The sequence below is a fragment of the Streptomyces sp. NPDC096310 genome (assembly GCF_044763125.1).
In the GTDB taxonomy this organism is placed as follows: domain Bacteria; phylum Actinomycetota; class Actinomycetes; order Streptomycetales; family Streptomycetaceae; genus Streptomyces.
Window position 1 is genome coordinate 104,910 of the sequence record NZ_JBIWFO010000017.1, and the last position, 17,190, is coordinate 122,099.

Annotated in this window: 11 protein-coding genes and 1 tRNA gene; 10 read left to right on the top strand and 2 right to left on the bottom strand. The window is 67.7% G+C overall.

Going from position 1 to position 17,190, the window contains the following annotated elements:
- Positions 1–325: 325 nt before the first annotated feature.
- The gene (gene polA / locus ACIQ7D_RS26755; RefSeq protein WP_403941590.1) at positions 326–3,034 is read right to left on the bottom strand and encodes a DNA polymerase I; all 2,709 of its coding nucleotides are present in this window, start codon (positions 3,032–3,034) and stop codon (positions 326–328) included.
- A 144-nt stretch (positions 3,035–3,178) separates the two neighbouring features.
- Between polA and ACIQ7D_RS26760 the strand changes: the two genes are divergently transcribed.
- The 7 genes from ACIQ7D_RS26760 (at position 3,179) to ACIQ7D_RS26790 (ending at position 12,486) form a co-directional block, all read left to right on the top strand.
- Positions 3,179–5,458: an FdhF/YdeP family oxidoreductase gene (locus ACIQ7D_RS26760; protein ID WP_403941591.1), complete on the top strand. Its 2,280-nt coding sequence runs from the start codon at positions 3,179–3,181 to the stop codon at positions 5,456–5,458.
- A 138-nt stretch (positions 5,459–5,596) separates the two neighbouring features.
- Positions 5,597–6,082 carry a PaaI family thioesterase gene (locus tag ACIQ7D_RS26765; RefSeq protein WP_403941593.1) on the top strand — a complete coding sequence of 162 codons (486 nt, stop codon included), beginning with the start codon at positions 5,597–5,599 and terminating at the stop codon, positions 6,080–6,082.
- 777 nt (positions 6,083–6,859) lie between these two features.
- Entirely contained in the window at positions 6,860–8,089 is a 1,230-nt protein-coding gene (locus tag ACIQ7D_RS26770) for a branched-chain amino acid ABC transporter substrate-binding protein (protein WP_403941594.1), read from the top strand.
- A gap of 98 nt (positions 8,090–8,187) precedes the next feature.
- Positions 8,188–9,120, top strand: a complete 933-nt coding sequence (locus ACIQ7D_RS26775) for a branched-chain amino acid ABC transporter permease (protein WP_403941596.1) — start codon at positions 8,188–8,190, stop codon at positions 9,118–9,120.
- A gap of 5 nt (positions 9,121–9,125) precedes the next feature.
- Positions 9,126–10,862: a branched-chain amino acid ABC transporter permease gene (locus tag ACIQ7D_RS26780; RefSeq protein WP_403941598.1), complete on the top strand. Its 1,737-nt coding sequence runs from the start codon at positions 9,126–9,128 to the stop codon at positions 10,860–10,862.
- Positions 10,859–11,773, top strand: a complete 915-nt coding sequence (locus ACIQ7D_RS26785; RefSeq protein WP_403941600.1) for an ABC transporter ATP-binding protein — start codon at positions 10,859–10,861, stop codon at positions 11,771–11,773. The genes ACIQ7D_RS26780 and ACIQ7D_RS26785 overlap by 4 nt, the downstream gene beginning before the upstream one ends.
- Entirely contained in the window at positions 11,770–12,486 is a 717-nt protein-coding gene (locus tag ACIQ7D_RS26790; RefSeq protein WP_403941601.1) for an ABC transporter ATP-binding protein, read from the top strand. Before ACIQ7D_RS26785 ends, ACIQ7D_RS26790 begins: the two co-directional genes overlap by 4 nt.
- Before the next feature lie 82 nt (positions 12,487–12,568).
- Here ACIQ7D_RS26790 and ACIQ7D_RS26795 read toward each other — a convergent pair whose 3' ends face one another.
- Entirely contained in the window at positions 12,569–13,222 is a 654-nt protein-coding gene (locus tag ACIQ7D_RS26795) for an ANTAR domain-containing response regulator (protein ID WP_403941603.1), read from the bottom strand.
- 99 nt (positions 13,223–13,321) lie between these two features.
- Here ACIQ7D_RS26795 and ACIQ7D_RS26800 point away from each other — a divergent pair.
- From ACIQ7D_RS26800 to ACIQ7D_RS26810, 3 genes are all read left to right on the top strand, one after another.
- Positions 13,322–13,396: transfer RNA gene (locus ACIQ7D_RS26800), tRNA-Leu, on the top strand.
- 107 nt (positions 13,397–13,503) lie between these two features.
- Positions 13,504–14,283, top strand: a complete 780-nt coding sequence (locus tag ACIQ7D_RS26805; protein ID WP_403941605.1) for a transcriptional regulator — start codon at positions 13,504–13,506, stop codon at positions 14,281–14,283.
- A gap of 124 nt (positions 14,284–14,407) precedes the next feature.
- Positions 14,408–16,426, top strand: coding sequence for a LodA/GoxA family CTQ-dependent oxidase (locus tag ACIQ7D_RS26810; protein ID WP_403941607.1), 2,019 nt, complete (start codon positions 14,408–14,410; stop codon positions 16,424–16,426).
- Positions 16,427–17,190 lie beyond the last annotated feature (764 nt).

Below are 17,190 nucleotides of genomic sequence, written 5' to 3' on the forward strand. Positions count from 1 at the left end.
GGACGGCTGTTCGCGCTCCCCGCGCGAGGACTCAGGCGACCCTATGTCAACTCCTGGCCCCAGCACACCGGTCGGTCGGCCGTTTTCACCAGTTCGCCACCCGGGCGTCGCCCGGTTGCCCGTACCGCCGCCGACCGCGTGCGCACCCTGCCCCTTCCGCCTCTTCCACGTCGTCCCCCGCCTTGTGGTGCGCTCACCTCCGCCGCCCGCCGCGGGGACGCCCGTTCGGGGCGCTCGTGGCGGCGGACAGCGGGGCCGGGCAGCGGGGGCCAGGCAACGATCGGCCGAAAAGCGATGGCCGGGCGGCGGTGGGGCGCGTTCCCCGTCAGTGCGCCGCGGACTCCCAGTCGGTGCCCACACCGATCGAGACATCCAGCGGCGCGCGCAGCTCGACCGCGCCCGCCATCTCGCGGCGCAGCAGCTCCTCCACCCGCTCCCGCTCGCCCGGGGCGATCTCCAGGACGATTTCGTCATGGACCTGGAGGAGCATCCGGGAGGTGAGACCGGCCTGTTCCATCGCCCGGTCGACCTTGAGCATCGCGACCTTCACGATGTCCGCGGCGGTGCCCTGGATGGGCGCGTTGAGCGCCATCCGCTCGGCCATCTCACGACGCTGGCGGTTGTCGCTGTTCAGGTCGGGGAGGTAACGGCGCCGGCCCAGCATCGTCTCCGTGTAGCCCGTGGCCCTGGCCTCCACGACCGCGCGGTGCAGGTAGTCCCGTACGCCACCGAAACGTTCGAAGAACGTGTCCATCAGGCCGCGTGCCTCGGCGGCCTCGATGTTGAGCTGCTGGGAGAGGCCGAACGCCGAGAGACCGTAGGCCAGTCCGTACGACATCGCCTTGATCTTGCGGCGCATCTCCGGGTCGACCGCGGACTTCTCCACGCCGAACACCTGCGAGGCGACCGTGGTGTGCAGGTCCTCGCCGGAGGTGAACGCCTCGATCAGACCCGCGTCCTCGGAGAGGTGGGCCATCACCCGCAGCTCGATCTGGCTGTAGTCCGCCGTCATCAGCGACTCGTAGCCCTCGCCGACGACGAAGCCCCGGCGGATCGCCCGGCCCTCGTCGGTACGGACCGGGATGTTCTGCAGGTTCGGGTCGGTGGAGGAGAGCCGGCCGGTGGCCGCCACGGTCTGGTTGAACGTGGTGTGGATCCGGCCGTCGGCCGCGATCGTCTTGATCAGCCCCTCGACCGTGACCCGCAGCTTCGCCTGCTCCCGGTGGCGCAGCATGATCACCGGCAGCTCGTGCTCGGTCTGGGCGGCGAGCCAGGCCAGCGCGTCGGCGTCCGTGGTGTAACCGGTCTTGGTCTTCTTCGTCCTGGGCAGGCCCAGCTCACCGAAGAGGACCTCCTGGAGCTGCTTGGGCGAGCCCAGGTTGAACTCGTGGCCGACGGCGGCGTGCGCCTCCTTGACGGCCTGCTGCACGGCGCCCGCGAACTGCTGCTCCATGGACTCCAGATGCGCCCGGTCCGCCGCGATGCCGTGCCGCTCAAGACGGGCCAGCAGTGCGGAGGTGGGCAGTTCGACCTCGTCGAGCAGTTCGGTGGCGCCCACCTCGCCGAGACGCTCGGTGAACGCGTCACCCAGGTCGAGGACCGCGCGGGCCTGCGCCATCAGCGCGTCGGCCTCCGCCTGCTCGTCCGTACCGAAGGCGAGCTGTCCGTCCGAGGCCGCCGGGGCCAGCTCGCGGCCCAGATACTCGATGGCGAGGGCGTCCAGTGCGAAGGACCGCCGGCCCGGCTTGACCAGATAGGCGGCCAGGGCGGTGTCCATCGTGACGCCACCGACCCGCCAGCCATGCTCGGGCGCGACCCGCATCACGCCCTTCGCGTTGTGCATCACCTTGGCGCGGTCCGCCGCGTCGAGCCAGCCCGCGAAAGCCCGCTCGTCGGCCTCGTCGAGCCGCGTCGGATCGAACCAGGCCGCCGCACCGTCCGCCGCGGCGAGCGCGACCTCGGTGACACTGCCCGTGCCCAGCGCCCACGTGTCCGCGGTGGCGACACCCAGCGGCTGCCCGCCATGGGCCGCCAGCCAGGGGGCCAGCTCGCCGGAGCCCAGCACCGCACCGTCCAGCTCCACACCCGCCGCGGGCGCCGGAGCCTCATCCTCCGCGGCCCCCGGATCCACCGCGAGCAGCCGCTCGCGCAGGCTCGGGTTACGGATCTCCAGCACGTCGAGAACGCCCTTGAGCGCCGCCCGGTCGTACGGAGCGCGCTCCAGGTCCCGCGGAGTCTTCGGCAGCTCGACATCACGGACCATCTCCGTGAGCCGGCGGTTGAGCTTGACCGACTCCAGATGGTCGCGGAAGTTCTGCCCCGCCTTGCCCTTGACCTCGTCCGCACGCTCCACCAGCGCGTCGAACGAACCGAACTGGTTGATCCACTTGGCGGCGGTCTTCTCACCGACCCCCGGAATACCGGGAAGATTGTCGGACGGGTCGCCGCGCAGCGCCGCGAAATCCGGATACTGCGCGGGCGTCAGCCCGTACTTCTCCCGCACCTTCTCCGGAGTGAACCGCGTCAGCTCCGAGACACCCTTAGTCGGATACAGCACCGTCGTGTGCTCACTGATGAGCTGGAACGAGTCCCGGTCGCCGGTGACGATCAGCACCTCGAAACCCGCTGCCTCCGCCTGCGTCGCCAGCGTCGCGATCACATCGTCCGCCTCGAAGCCGTCGATCGCGAACCGGTCCGCGCGCATCGCGTCCAGCAGCTCACCGATCAGCTCGACCTGCCCCTTGAACTCGTCGGGCGTCTTCGAACGGTTCGCCTTGTACTCCGGGAACTCCTCGGAACGCCACGTCTTGCGGGACACGTCGAACGCCACCGCGAAATGCGTCGGCGACTCATCACGCAACGTGTTCGCCAGCATCGACGCGAAGCCGTAGATGGCATTGGTCGGCTGCCCCGTCGCGGTCGTGAAATTCTCCGCGGGCAGCGCGAAGAACGCCCGGTACGCCAAGGAGTGCCCGTCCATGAGGAGCAGGCGTGGACGGTTGTCTGCGGTCTTCTTCGATGCTGTCTCAGCCACGGGTCCGATCCTGCCACGCCCCACTGACAATCCCGACCGGCCGTACCCGCCACCCCGCCCGCCGGGGCCTCGGCCCACGGCTGTCGGCGGCCCATGACAGGATCGGACCGTACGCGAAGAAGCCCACGCCCGAGGGAGAGCGCGATGGCCAGCAAGCCGCCCACAGGTGATCCGGTCCAGGACGCGCCCCAGGTCGCGCCGCCCAAACACGCCGCGGCGGGACTCCCCGCCATCGGACACACCCTCCGCATAGCCCAGCAGCAGATGGGCGTACGGCGCACCGCGCAGACCCTCCTCAAGGTCAACCAGAAGAACGGCTTCGACTGCCCCGGCTGCGCCTGGCCCGAGGGCGACCACCGGCACACCGCGGAATTCTGCGAGAACGGCGCCAAAGCCGTCGCCGAAGAGGCCACCCTGCGCCGGGTCACCCCCGAGTTCTTCGCCGCCCACCCCGTCGCCGACCTCGCCACCCGCAGCGGCTACTGGCTGGGACAGCAGGGCCGGATCACCGAACCGATGCTCCTCGACCGGGACGCCGAGGGCCGCTCCGCCGACCACTACACACCGGTGACCTGGGAACGGGCCTTCGCGATCATCGCCGAGGAACTGACCGCGCTCGGCTCCCCCGACGAAGCCCTCTTCTACACCTCGGGCCGCACCAGCAACGAAGCCGCCTTCCTGCTCCAGCTCTTCGCCCGCGAGTTCGGCACGAACAACCTGCCGGACTGCTCCAACATGTGCCACGAATCCTCCGGCTCCGCCCTCGCGGAGACCATCGGCATCGGCAAGGGCAGCGTCTCCCTCGAAGACATGCACCAGGCCGACCTGATCATCGTCGCCGGACAGAACCCGGGCACCAACCACCCCCGGATGCTCTCCGCCCTGGAGAAGGCCAAAGCCGCCGGCGCGAAGATCATCTCGGTGAACCCGCTGCCCGAAGCCGGCACCGAACGGTTCAAGAACCCGCAGACCCCCCAGGGCATGCTCAAGGGCGCCGCCCTCAACGACCTCTTCCTCCAGATCCGCATCGGCGGCGACCAGGCCCTCTTCCGCCTGCTCAACAAACTCGTCATCGAGACCCCCGGCGCCGTCGACGAGACATTCGTCCGCGAACACACCCACGGCTACGAAGAGTTCACCACCGCCGCGCGCACCGCCGACTGGGACCAGACCCTCGCCGCCACCGGCCTCACCCGCACCGAGATCGAACAGGCCCTCGCCCTCGTCCTCGCCTCGAAGCGCACCATCGTCTGCTGGGCCATGGGCCTCACCCAGCACAAACACTCCGTACCCACCATCCGCGAAGTCGTCAACTTCCTTCTGCTGCGCGGCAACATCGGCCGCCCCGGCGCCGGCGTCTGCCCCGTCCGCGGCCACTCCAACGTGCAGGGCGACCGCACCATGGGCATCTTCGAACGGCCCGCCCCCGCCTTCCTCGACGCCCTCGACCGCGAGTTCGGCATCACCTCACCGCGCCACCACGGCTACGACGTCGTACGGTCCATCGAGGCACTCCGCGACGGCAAGGCCAAGGTCTTCTTCGCGATGGGCGGCAACTTCGTCGCCGCCACCCCCGACACCACCGTCACCGAAGCCGCGATGCGCCGCGCGAGCCTCACCGTCCACGTCTCCACCAAACTCAACCGCTCCCACGCCGTCACCGGCGCCCGCGCGCTGATCCTGCCCACCCTCGGCCGCACCGACAAGGACATCCAGGCCGGCGGCCGGCAGATCGTCACCGTCGAGGACTCCATGGGCATGGTCCACGCCTCCCGCGGCAACCTGCCGCCCGCGAGCCCGCATCTGCTCTCCGAACCGGCCATCGTCGCCCGCCTCGCCCGCGCCACCCTCGGCCCGGAGTCCCCCACCCCCTGGGAGGACTTCGAGAAGGACTACGCCACCATCCGCGACCGGATCGCCCGCGTCGTCCCCGGCTTCGAGGACTTCAACGCCCGCGTCGCCCGCCCCGGCGGCTTCGCCCTCCCCCACGCCCCCCGCGACGAGCGCCGCTTCCCCACCGCCACCGGCAAGGCCAACTTCACCGCGGCACCCGTCGAATACCCGAAACTCCCCGAAGGCCGGCTGCTGCTCCAGACGCTGCGCTCCCACGACCAGTACAACACCACGATCTACGGCCTCGACGACCGCTACCGCGGCATCAAAGGCGGCCGCAGGATCGTCCTGGTCAACCCCGAGGACGCCGCCGAACTCGGCCTCGACGACGGCTCGTACACCGACCTCGTCAGCGAATGGACCGACGGCGTCGAACGCCGCGCCCCCGGCTTCCGCGTCGTCCACTACCCCACCGCCCGCGGCTGCGCCGCCGCGTACTACCCGGAGACCAATGTGCTGGTCCCCCTGGGCGCCACCGCCGACACGAGCAACACCCCGGCGAGCAAGTCCGTGGTCGTGCGCTTCGAGTAGGAGCCGCCCCGGGCCCGTCCGGCCGGGCCCTGCCGCCCAGCCGGACGGAACCTAAGCGTTCGCTCAGCCATCTGGTACACAAGGACGGTGCACCCCGCACATACAAGCGAACACCGCAGCCGATCGGAGCCTGGGCCCATGGGTGAGCAGACCACTGTGAAGTTCCCGCAGGACGTCCTCGACGAATACGCCGCACTGGGCGTCGACCTGACCGCGCTCTTCTCCGCCGGACACCTCGGCGCCCGGATGGGGGTCCAGATCGTCGAAGCCTCCGCGGAGCGCGTCGTCGGCACCATGCCCGTCGAAGGGAACACCCAGCCCTACGGCCTGCTCCACGGGGGCGCCTCCGCCGTACTCGCCGAGACCCTCGGCTCCGTCGGCTCCATGCTGCACGGCGGGCCCACCAGGATCGCCGTCGGCGTGGACCTCAACTGCACCCACCACCGCGGCGCCCACAGCGGCCTGGTCACCGGCGTCGCCACCCCCGTCCACCGCGGCCGCTCCACCGCGACGTACGAGATCGTCATCACCGACGAAAACGACAAGCGGATCTGCACCGCCCGGCTGACCTGCCTGCTCCGTGACGCCCCCGACGGACCCGGCGGACCCCTCGCGCCTCGATAGACACCACGGCCCCTTGTACGGACCGGTAACACCACCTACCGTGCCCCCATGGCCTCAGGCGGACGGCGCGGATCCGGTGCGGACGAGCACCACACCCCCGCACGGATCCCGCCGGCCCCGGCGCCCGCACCCACCCCGCCGGCCACCCGCGCCCGCGCCGCGCCGATCACGACCCCGGCGCCGCCCGACCGTGCCGGCCGCGGCAACGCCCCCGCAACCAGCGCGCCCTCCGCCCGTAACACCCCCGCACGCACCGCGACGGACCCGCCGGACCCCGCACGGCACACGACGGCGCCAACTGCGGTACGGAGAACCGGCACGAGCCGCCACCCCCTCCCACGGCCCCCGTCGAGCGCACGCCGGGCCACCCCGCCACCCATCACCCTGTGTAACAACCAGGTGAACGAGGAGCCGCCCGTTGCCCGCGCGGAGCGCCCGGCTGCCCGTTTCCCGCCCCATCTCTGCCCGATCCGGCCGTCAGGACCAAAAAGCGCCCAAGTCCCTTAGCGGAACTGCGGGTTCTCACGATGTGGTCGAAAAACAGAGTGCGCTGAAGATCCATATACGCACGGAATGCACCTACCTGGCGTTGGCCTCGGCATAACAAGACAGTCACATCCTGACCTCATTGCTCCCCACCTCCCTCACCTCGGCTTAGAGTCACGCCCAGTCACCGCGCCGCCGGTGTGAGCATCAGCTCATGTGTACGCACGAGTACAGTCCGGCGAACGCAACGGCACCTCAGCAGAGGAGGCCGCGCCAGGGAGAGGACTCAACGTGCGACACCGTTCCTTGCTCATGCTCACCACCGTGATCACCACAGGTGCGCTCACACTCACCGCTTGCGGCTCCCGCGACGACAGCAAGGGCAACAGCGGTAGCGACAAGACCACCGTCGTCATCGGTGTCGACGCGCCGCTCACCGGCTCGCTCTCCGCCCTCGGCCAGGGAATCAAGAACTCCGTCGACCTCGCCATCAAGACCGCGAACAAGAACAACGAGGTCCCCGGCGTCGAGTTCAAGATCGAATCCCTCGACGACCAGGCCGTCCCCGCCTCCGGTCAGTCCAACGCCGCCAAGCTCGTCGGCGACAAGAACGTCCTCGGCGTCGTCGGCCCACTGAACTCCGGTGTCGCCCAGTCGATGCAGGGCGTCTTCAACACCGCCAAGCTCGTCCAGGTGTCGCCCGCCAACACCAACCCCGCCCTCAGCCAGGGCGACAACTGGGCCAAGGGCGACCTCAAGCGCCCCTTCGCCTCCTACTTCCGCACCGCCGCCACCGACGTCGTCCAGGGCAAGTTCGCCGCGCAGTACTACTACAACGACGCCAAGAAGCGGAAGGTCTTCATCGTCGACGACAAGCAGACCTACGGCGCCGGCCTCGCCGCGATCTTCTCCGACGAATTCAAGCGCCTCGGCGGCAAGGTCGTCGGCACCGACCACGTCACCGTCAAGGAGACCGACTTCTCCGCCACCGCCGACAAGGTCAAGTCCAGCGGAGCCGACTCCGTCTACTTCGGCGGCCAGTACCCCGAAGGCGGCCTGCTCTCCGACCAGATCAAGAAGACGGGCGCCAAGGTCCCCACCATGGGCGGCGACGGCATCTACGACCCGAACTTCATCTCCGCCTCCGGTGAATCCAACGACGGCGACTACGCCACCTCCATCGGCTACCCCGTCGAGAAGCTCGCCACCGCCAAGCAGTTCATCACCGACTACCAGGCCGGCGGCTACAAGGACCCCTACGGCGCCTACGGCGGCTACTCCTACGACGCCGCCTGGACCATCATCCAGGCCGTCAAGTCCGTCGTCGCCGACAACGACGGCAAGGTCCCCGACGACGCCCGCGAAAAGGTCCTCGACGCCACCGGCAAGGTCAGCTTCGACGGCGTGACCGGCAAGGTCGCCTTCGACGAATACGGCGACACCACCAACAAGCAGCTCACCGTGTACGAGGTCAAGAGCGGTGCCTGGAAGGACGTCAAGAGCGCCACGTTCCAGGACTGACCACACCCGCACCACCCCCACACACGACCGAACCGCGCGAGGGCGCAACAGCGCCCTCGCGCGGTGTCATATCCGACACGCTCATCGGAGGCCCTGCGGTGAACGAACTGCCGCAACAGCTCGCCAACGGCCTTGCCCTCGGTGCCCTCTACGGCTTGATCGCCATCGGGTACACCATGGTTTACGGCATCGTGCAGCTCATCAACTTCGCCCACGGCGAGATCTTCATGATCGGGGGCTTCGGAGCCCTCACCACCTACACCTGGCTCCCCAGCGGAACCTCCCTGCTGGTGGCGATACCCCTCATGATCGTAGGCGGCGCCCTCGCCTCGGTGGCCGTCGCCACCGCAGCCGAACGCTTCGCCTACCGCCCCCTGCGAGGCGCCCCCCGGCTGGCACCGCTCATCACCGCGATCGGCCTCTCCATCGCCCTCCAGCAGCTCATCTGGGCGTTCTACCCCGACGCCAAGAAGGCCATCAGCTTCCCGGAATTCAAGGGCGAGTCCTTCCACATCACGGACAACCTCTACATCCAGCGCGCCGACGCCTTCCTCTTCGTCCTCGCCCCCCTGTGCATGATCGCCCTCGGCCTCTTCGTCTCCAAGAGCCGCAGCGGACGCGCCATGCAGGCCACCTCCCAGGACCGCGACACCGCGAAGCTCATGGGCATCAACACCGACCGCATCATCGTCATGGCCTTCGCCATCGGCGCCGCCTTCGCCGCCGTCGCCGCCGTCGCCTACGGACTCGACAAGGGCCAGATCAACTTCGAGATGGGCTTCCTCCTCGGACTCAAAGCCTTCACCGCCGCCGTCCTCGGCGGCATCGGCAACATCTACGGAGCCATGGTCGGCGGCGTCGTCCTCGGCCTCGCCGAAGCCATGTCGATCGCCTACATCGAAGAAATCCCCGGGATGCAACAGCTCGGCGGCGGCGCATGGGCCAACGTCTGGGCCTTCGTCCTCCTCATCGTCGTCCTCCTCGTCAGGCCACAAGGCCTGCTCGGCGAGCGCGTCGCGGATCGGGCGTGACACCGATGACCAACACGACAGACACCACCACCACCAGCACCACAGCGACAGCCGACACCAAACGCACCACCCAACTGCGCGGGCTCGCCCTCATCGGCGGCATCGCCACCGTCGCCAGCACCTTCCTCTCCTGGACCTACACCACCGAATTCCCCGGCGACCTCACCGTCTACGGCTACCCCGGCGGCCTCCAGCTCCTCACCCTCACCGCCGGCATCCTCACCGCGCTCTTCGCGCTCTCAGCACTCGGCACCAAGGGCCTCACCTGGCTCACCCCCACCGGCTCCACCAAAGCACTCCAACTCCTCGCCCTCGGCGCCTTCGCCACCACCTGGTTCACGGTCATCGCCATCGCCGTCGAACTCGGCGGACTCGTCAACCTCGACCCCGGCGGCTTCATCGCCGCCGTCGTCACCCTCATCCCCGTCGTCGCCACCTACCTGCTGCCCGACGACACCCGCCAGGCCAAGCGACCCAAGGAACTCCCCTCCTGGGCAGAGATCCTCATCATCGTCGCCGCCTTCGCCATCGGCCTCTTCGTCTTCACCTACGGCATCGACACCGAATACGCCGAACTCTTCACCGGCTACCTCCTCACCGTCGGATTCACCGCCACCGCACTCTTCAAAGCCGGCCTCATCGCGCGGATCAACGGCCTCACCGCCAAATACCGCCTCATCGCCGTCTCCGCCGCATTCGTCGCCGCCGCCGCATTCCCCTTCACCCAGAGCACCGACCAGTTCACCCTCATCGCGGTCAACATCCTCATCTTCGCGACCGTCGCCCTCGGACTGAACATCGTCGTCGGCCTCGCCGGACTCCTCGACCTCGGATACGTCGCCTTCCTCGGCGTCGGCGCCTACACAGCCGCCCTCGTCTCCGGAACCACCGCCTCCGTCTTCGACATCCACTTCCCCTTCTGGGCCGCCGTCCTCACCGGCGCCGTCGTCTCCCTGATCTTCGGCGTCCTCATCGGCGCACCCACCCTGCGACTCCGCGGCGACTACCTCGCCATCGTCACCCTCGGCTTCGGAGAAATCTTCCGCATCGCCGTCGGCAACCTCGACGGCGTCTCAGGCCCCCGCATCACCAACGGCCCCAACGGCGTACCGAACATCCCCGACCTCGACTTCTTCGGGTACAACTTCGGCGAATCCCACACCATCCTCGGATTCGAACTCGGCGCCTACGCCAACTACTACCTGCTGATGCTCCTCGCCATGATCCTCGTGGTAATCGTCTTCAGCCGCGCCGGCGACTCCCGCATCGGACGCGCCTGGGTCGCCATCCGCGAAGACGAAACCGCCGCCACCGCCATGGGCATCAACGGCTTCCGCGTCAAACTCATCGCCTTCGCCCTCGGCGCCACCCTCGCCGGCCTCGCCGGCACCGTACAAGCACACGTCCAGCACACCGTCGTCCCCGAGATGTACGTGTTCGCCGGCCCCGTGCCCCCCAACTCCGCGTTCCTCCTCGCCGCCGTCATCCTCGGCGGCATGGGCACCATCACAGGACCGCTCATCGGCGCCTCACTGCTCTACCTGATCCCCGCCAAGCTCCAGTTCCTCCAGGACTACCAGCTCCTCGGCTTCGGCATCGCCCTCATCCTCCTCATGCGCTTCCGCCCCGAAGGCCTCATCGCCAACCGGCGCGCACAACTCCAATTCCACGAAACAGACCAGCTCGACGTACCCGACGACAAAACCGGCCCGGACGCCGGCGTCGCCAAGGCGGGGGCGTGAACACCATGACAACCGCGACCACAACCACCAGCGTCCTCGAAGCCACCGGCGTCACCATGCGCTTCGGCGGCCTCACCGCCGTACGCAACGTCGACCTCAGCGTCAACGCGGGCGAAATCGTCGGCCTCATCGGGCCCAACGGCGCCGGAAAAACCACCTTCTTCAACTGCCTCACCGGGCTGTACGTCCCCACCGAGGGCACCGTCACCTACAAAGGCACCGTCCTCCCACCCAAACCCCACCTCGTCACCAACGCCGGCATCGCCCGTACCTTCCAGAACATCCGGCTCTTCGCCAACATGACCGTCCTGGAAAACGTCCTCGTCGGACGCCACACCCGCACCAAAGAAGGACTCTGGTCCGCGCTCCTCCGAGGCCCCGGCTTCAAAAAAGCCGAAGCCGCCTCCCACGAACGCGCCATGGAACTCCTCGAATTCATCGGCCTCCAACACAAAGCCGACCACCTCGCCCGCAACCTCCCCTACGGCGAACAGCGCAAGCTCGAAATCGCCCGCGCCCTCGCCGCAGAACCCGGCCTGCTCCTCCTCGACGAGCCCACGGCCGGCATGAACCCCCAGGAAACCCGGGTCACCGAAGAACTCATCTTCGCCATCCGCGACCAAGGCATCGCCGTCCTCGTCATCGAGCACGACATGCGATTCATCTTCAACCTCTGCGACCGCGTCGCCTGCCTCGTCCAAGGCGAAAAACTCGTCGAAGGCACCCCCTCCGTCGTCCAAGGCGACGAACGCGTCATCGCCGCCTACCTCGGCACCCCCTTCGAAGGCGCCCCCGGCAGCGAAGAAGTCGCCGCCGTCGAAGCCGCCGAAGCAGCCGCCGACGCCGCGGACACCGTCGCCGACACACCACGCGACACCAGCACCACCAGCACGGAAGGAGACGCGAAATGACCGCGCTTCTGGAGGTCGAAGACCTCAAAGTCGCCTACGGCAAAATCGAAGCCGTCAAAGGCATCTCCTTCACCGTCGACGCCGGCCAGATCGTCACCCTCATCGGCACCAACGGCGCCGGCAAAACCACCACCCTGCGCACCCTCTCCGGACTCCTCAAGCCCGCAAGCGGCCGCATCACCTTCGACGGAAAACCCCTCAACACCGTCCCCGCCCACAAAATCGTCGCCCTCGGACTCGCCCACTCCCCCGAAGGCCGACACATCTTCCCCCGCCTCACCATCACGGAAAACCTCCAACTCGGAGCATTCCTCCGCACAGACAAAGCAGGCATCGAAAAAGACATCCAGCGCGCCTACGACCTCTTCCCCATCCTCGGCGAACGACGCAAACAAGCAGCCGGCACCCTCTCCGGCGGCGAACAACAAATGCTCGCCATGGGCCGCGCCCTCATGTCCCAGCCCAAACTGCTCATGCTCGACGAACCCTCCATGGGCCTCTCCCCGATCATGATGCAAAAAATCATGGAAACCATCGTGGAGCTCAAATCACAGGGCACCACCATCCTGCTCGTCGAACAGAACGCCCAAGCCGCGCTCTCCCTCGCCGACCAGGGCCACGTCATGGAAATCGGCAAAATCGTCCTCTCCGGCACAGGCGACGCCCTCCTCCACGACGAATCCGTACGCAAGGCCTACCTCGGCGAAGACTGACCCCACCGCCGCACACGAAGAAGGGCCCGCCCCCGGCCGACAACCGGGAGCGGGCCCTCTCGCACACAGGGGCCAAAGAGGCCTACTGCCCCTTCCCCGACTTCTTCTCCGCCGCATCCTCAATGACCGCCTCGGCCACCTGCTGCATCGACATCCGCCGATCCATCGACGTCTTCTGAATCCACCGGAACGCCGCCGGCTCCGACAGCCCGTACTGCGTCTGCAGCACCGACTTCGCCCGGTCCACCAGCTTCCGCGTCTCCAGCCGCACGGTCAGATCCGCGACCTCACGCTCCAGCGTCCGCAGCTCCGTGAACCGCGACACCGCCATCTCGATGGCCGGCACCACATCACTCTTGCTGAACGGCTTCACCAGATACGCCATCGCCCCGGCATCCCGCGCCCGCTCCACCAGATCACGCTGCGAAAACGCGGTCAGCATCAGCACCGGCGCGATGGACTCCTCCGCGATCTTCTCCGCCGCGGAGATCCCGTCCAGAACAGGCATCTTCACATCGAGGATCACCAGATCAGGCCGATGCTCCCGCGCCAACGCGACAGCCTGCTCTCCGTCACCGGCCTCACCGACGACCGAGTACCCCTCCTCCTCCAGCATCTCTTTGAGATCCAAACGGATCAGGGCCTCGTCCTCGGCGATGACGACACGCGTCGTCAGCGGCGGGACGTGCGACTTGTCGTCATCGTCGACGGGCTGGGGCGACTCGGGGGCGGTCACGGGGGCTCCTCGTTCCAGACAGGATGCTGCTCCCCATGAGCCTACCGAGCTACGGTAAGGTAGGCCCAGGCGGGGGACCCGATTCCCTTGCATTCTCAGGCCCCAGTACTCCAATTGGTTAGAGAGGCCGCTCTCAAACAGCGGACAGTGTGGGTTCGAATCCCACCTGGGGCACTTTCCTTCAATTCGAAGGTTACGCCGACTCTCCCCGTAGTCGCTTGATCGGGTGGTTTTCCACTGTTCCGAGGCCAAGGACTCCGGTACTGGTCAGGATCGGCCCCATGTACGACCTTCGGACGCGGCAGCGAGCACTGGCCCTTCTGAGTCAGGGGCGCAGCCTCAACGCTGTCAGCAAGCAGACCGGCATATCCCGGTCGGCGATTCGCTCCTGGCTCATCCGCGTCGAACCGCTGCCACACATGCTCGAATCCGGCGTATGCCCGAGATGCCTGCCCGCACCAGGCCCCCCCGCCGCCCCCAAGGCGTACGCCTACCTCCTGGGCCTCTATCTCGGCGACGGCTGCATCAGTCCGCACCCCCATGGCGGCTACTACCTGCGCATCGCGTGCGCCGACGCCTGGCCGGGCCTCATCAGGGAGTGCGAAGAGGTTATAGGGGACGTACGCCCCGAAAGCCGTGTGTACATCCTCCGGAAAGACGGATGCGTCATGGTCACCTCTTACGGACGCCACTGGCCTTGCCTGTTCCCCCAGCACGGCCCGGGCAAGAAGCACGACCGGCGCATCGCCCTCGAAGCCTGGCAACAACGGATCGTGGACGCGTACCCGTGGGAGTTCATACGAGGGCTCATCCACTCCGACGGCTGCCGGAACATGAACTGGACCACTCGGGTCGTACGTGGCGAAACGAAGCGGTACGAGTATCCGCGCTACTGGTTCACCAACGTCTCCGACGACATCCGCCAGCTCTACACCGACACCCTCGACAAAGTCGGCGTCGAATGGCGGCACTGCACCCGCGCGGGCAAGCCGTACAACATCTCCGTCGCCAAGCGCGCATCCGTCGCCCTCATGGACGCCCATATAGGCCCCAAGTACTGAGCGAGCCGGCGGACCGGGCTTGGCCTGATCGCGTGAAGCTGGGCTTCTTGCCGGGGGCGTCATTGCAGAAAATATTATTGCCGCATCAATGGTGGCCTTCGGAGAGGAAGACCGGAGGCCACTCATGGATCAGAACATCGTACAGGCCAAGATCCACCCCGCTGTCGGAGTCGCCCGCGTCGGCAACAGTGCCACGGAGTTCTTCGTCGGCCCGGAGTCGCCCGACCAGACGCCCGAGCAGCCCGGGTTTTACAAGGACGCGGCCGGGGCGGTCAAGCGGCAGGCGGCGCGTTTCCGGGTGTACGGATACAACGCGGCCGGGGAGGTCGTGCGGGAGCTCAAGCTGAACGAGGGGGGTGTGTCGGAGGTCGCGTGGACCGTGCACCTCGCCAACAAGAAGGCCGCCTGGTACCAGTTCCATGTCCCGCTCGACATCCCCGAGGGGAGGAATCTGACGCCCGCGCAGTACGGCCTGCGCAACGCCGTTGTCGTGGGGGCCGACCGGAAGAAGCTGGTCAATGATCCGGGTAGCCGGACCGTCCTCGGGTCGGCGGCCGGAGCCGCGAGGTTCGACTCCGGGAAAATCATGGGCAGCGCGGTCTATCTCGGGGAGATTTCCGCCGGGCCCGACGGCCGTCTGCTGGTGCTCGGTGGCATGGGTACGTCCAGGTCCTACGCGAACCGGCCGGCGACAGGTGTCGCCAACAACGACACCTGGTACGACGACGTCTCCGACGGTCCGGTGACGGCGAACGTCACCCTTCAGGGCCGTACGCTCACGGCGACGCCCGCCTGGGTGGTGGTCGGCCCTCCGGACTACGCGCCGAACACGAAGAGCGTGCGCACGCTGTACGACCTGCTCCACGATGTGTTCTTCGGCGGTGCGCAGCCTCCGCCGCAGGTCTCGTTCGCGAACGACATCGAGCCCATCCTGCGCCGGTTCTGCGATCTTCAGTGGGTCAATCATGGTTTCGCTTCTCAGTTCGGCTGGAAGGGCCCGCACGACTTCCTCGCTCCGGCGATGCTGAGCCGTCTGGCCGACGCGTCCGATCGGAACCGGGAGCTGCGCCGGCAGGTGTACATCGCCTTGCGAAATGTGGACCGGGACGGGACGTCTCCGTTGCCGTGGCCGTGGGTGTACGGCGACGCGATGGCCACCGCCGCTCATCCGTCGGTGCGGCATTATCTGCTGCTGTCCCCGACTCAGGACGGGATGATGGAGCGCTGGGCGGAGGGGATGTTCACGCCGGGCACGGAGCGGACGGTGTATCCGGAGGTCGATGACGCTCCGGTCGCCGAGCAGCCGGGGCTGTTGGACCGTGCGGCGCTGGAGCATTGCGCGGCGGATGCTTTTCACCCGGGCAGTGAGGTGACCTGGCCGGTTCGGCACGGCACGATGTATGCGGAGCCGTTCCGGATTCGGCATCGTGGCGTGGGTGAGCCTGAGCCGGATTACGGGGTGTCGCTGACTCCGGAGAAGGCGCTTGCGCCGAACGGTCCGATGTATGCGCAGGGGCCGGGGGATCTGACGCGTTGGATGGCGGCGCCGTGGCAGACGGACGCGGCGCGTTGTCGTTCCGGTTATGAGGTGCTGAGCAATCTTGGTCCTCGTTACAGTCCGTATCTGCCGACGTTCTGGCCGGCTCATGTGCCGAATCATGTGCTGAAGGAGGATGATTTCTCGGTGGTGAATTCGGTGCCGCCGCCGGGTGATGACGGTGTGAGGGCGACTGCTTTCGAGCGGCGTGCGGTCTGGTTGCGTGGCCTTGTGGGGACGGTGACGGAGCAGACCAATCAGATGATCACTGATTGGCCGAAGTTCGGTTTTGTCGAGGAGCGTGCTTACACGGTGGGCGACGGTGTGTTCCCTGAGCGTATTTCGGTGGAGTCGCGTCCTGCGGCGCCGTTGGACGCTTCGCCGGACACTCGTAATCTGGTCAATCTTCAGGTGCCTGAGGCCGCTTTCCCGCATTTGTCGGCTGCTGCGGGGACTTGGGCGGCGGAGGGGCCTGGTGCGGAGGCGGTCGAGGAGGCGCTGGTGAATCAGGTGGTTCGTCGGGCTGTGGCGGGGACCCGGTTCGCCGAGGAGGAGATCTCCGCCGGGTACGACGAGAGGCTCGATCCGTTCCATGAGGGGTTGTGAGGAGCGCGGGGTCCTTCGGTCGTTCCCGGGGTGGGGGCGTTTGTTCCGGTGGGTACGACGTGGTGGTCGCGGGTGGTGGGCCGGCCGGTTGTGCGGCGGCGCTCGCGCTTGTCCGGGCGGGTCGGAGGGTGTTGCTGGCGGATGCGGGTACGGGTCCGCCGAAGGTCGGGGAGGCGTTGGTGTCCGCGGGTGCGGTGCTGTTGGACGATCTTGGGGTCGGTGGCGGGGTGTTGGGCTCCGGGCATCTGCCGTGTTACTCGAATTTGTCGGCCTGGGGTTCGATCGAGTTGCGTGCGGTTGATTTCATCGATGATCCGCGGGGGCATGGGTGGCATCTTGATCGGGGGGTGTTCGACGGGCGGTTGCGTGATGCGGTTCGTGCGGCGGGGGGTGAGGTGGTGGAGAATACGGCGGTGCGTCGGCCGGTTCGTGTGTCGGACGGCGGTTGGGTCTTGGACCTGTGTGGCCCTGGTGGTGACCGTGGTGTGGGGTGTCGTTGGGTGGTGGACGCCACGGGGCGGGCGGCGGGGGTGGCCGTCCGTCGTGGTGCCCGGCGGTTTGTGTGCGATCGGCTGGTCGCGTTGTGTCTGGTTCTGGGACCGGCTCCGGGGGTGGTCGACGGTTGTTCGTTGGTCGAGTCGGAGGAGGACGGCTGGTGGTATACGGGGCCGTTGTCCGGGGGGCGTCGGCTGGTCGCTTATTTCACGGATGCCGATCTGCCCTCGGCGGCTGTTCGTACGGCGGGGGAGTTGTGGCCGCGTCTT

What these genes read in the sequence shown, in the direction of transcription:
- ACIQ7D_RS26805 (WP_403941605.1), top strand. Translation starts at nt 13,504, where the DNA reads ATGTACGACCTTCGGACGCGGCAGCGAGCACTGGCCCTTCTGAGTCAG.
- ACIQ7D_RS26760 (WP_403941591.1), top strand. Translation starts at nt 3,179, where the DNA reads ATGGCCAGCAAGCCGCCCACAGGTGATCCGGTCCAGGACGCGCCCCAG.
- ACIQ7D_RS26765 (WP_403941593.1), top strand. Translation starts at nt 5,597, where the DNA reads ATGGGTGAGCAGACCACTGTGAAGTTCCCGCAGGACGTCCTCGACGAA.
- ACIQ7D_RS26790 (WP_403941601.1), top strand. Translation starts at nt 11,770, where the DNA reads ATGACCGCGCTTCTGGAGGTCGAAGACCTCAAAGTCGCCTACGGCAAA.
- ACIQ7D_RS26810 (WP_403941607.1), top strand. Translation starts at nt 14,408, where the DNA reads ATGGATCAGAACATCGTACAGGCCAAGATCCACCCCGCTGTCGGAGTC.
- ACIQ7D_RS26780 (WP_403941598.1), top strand. Translation starts at nt 9,126, where the DNA reads ATGACCAACACGACAGACACCACCACCACCAGCACCACAGCGACAGCC.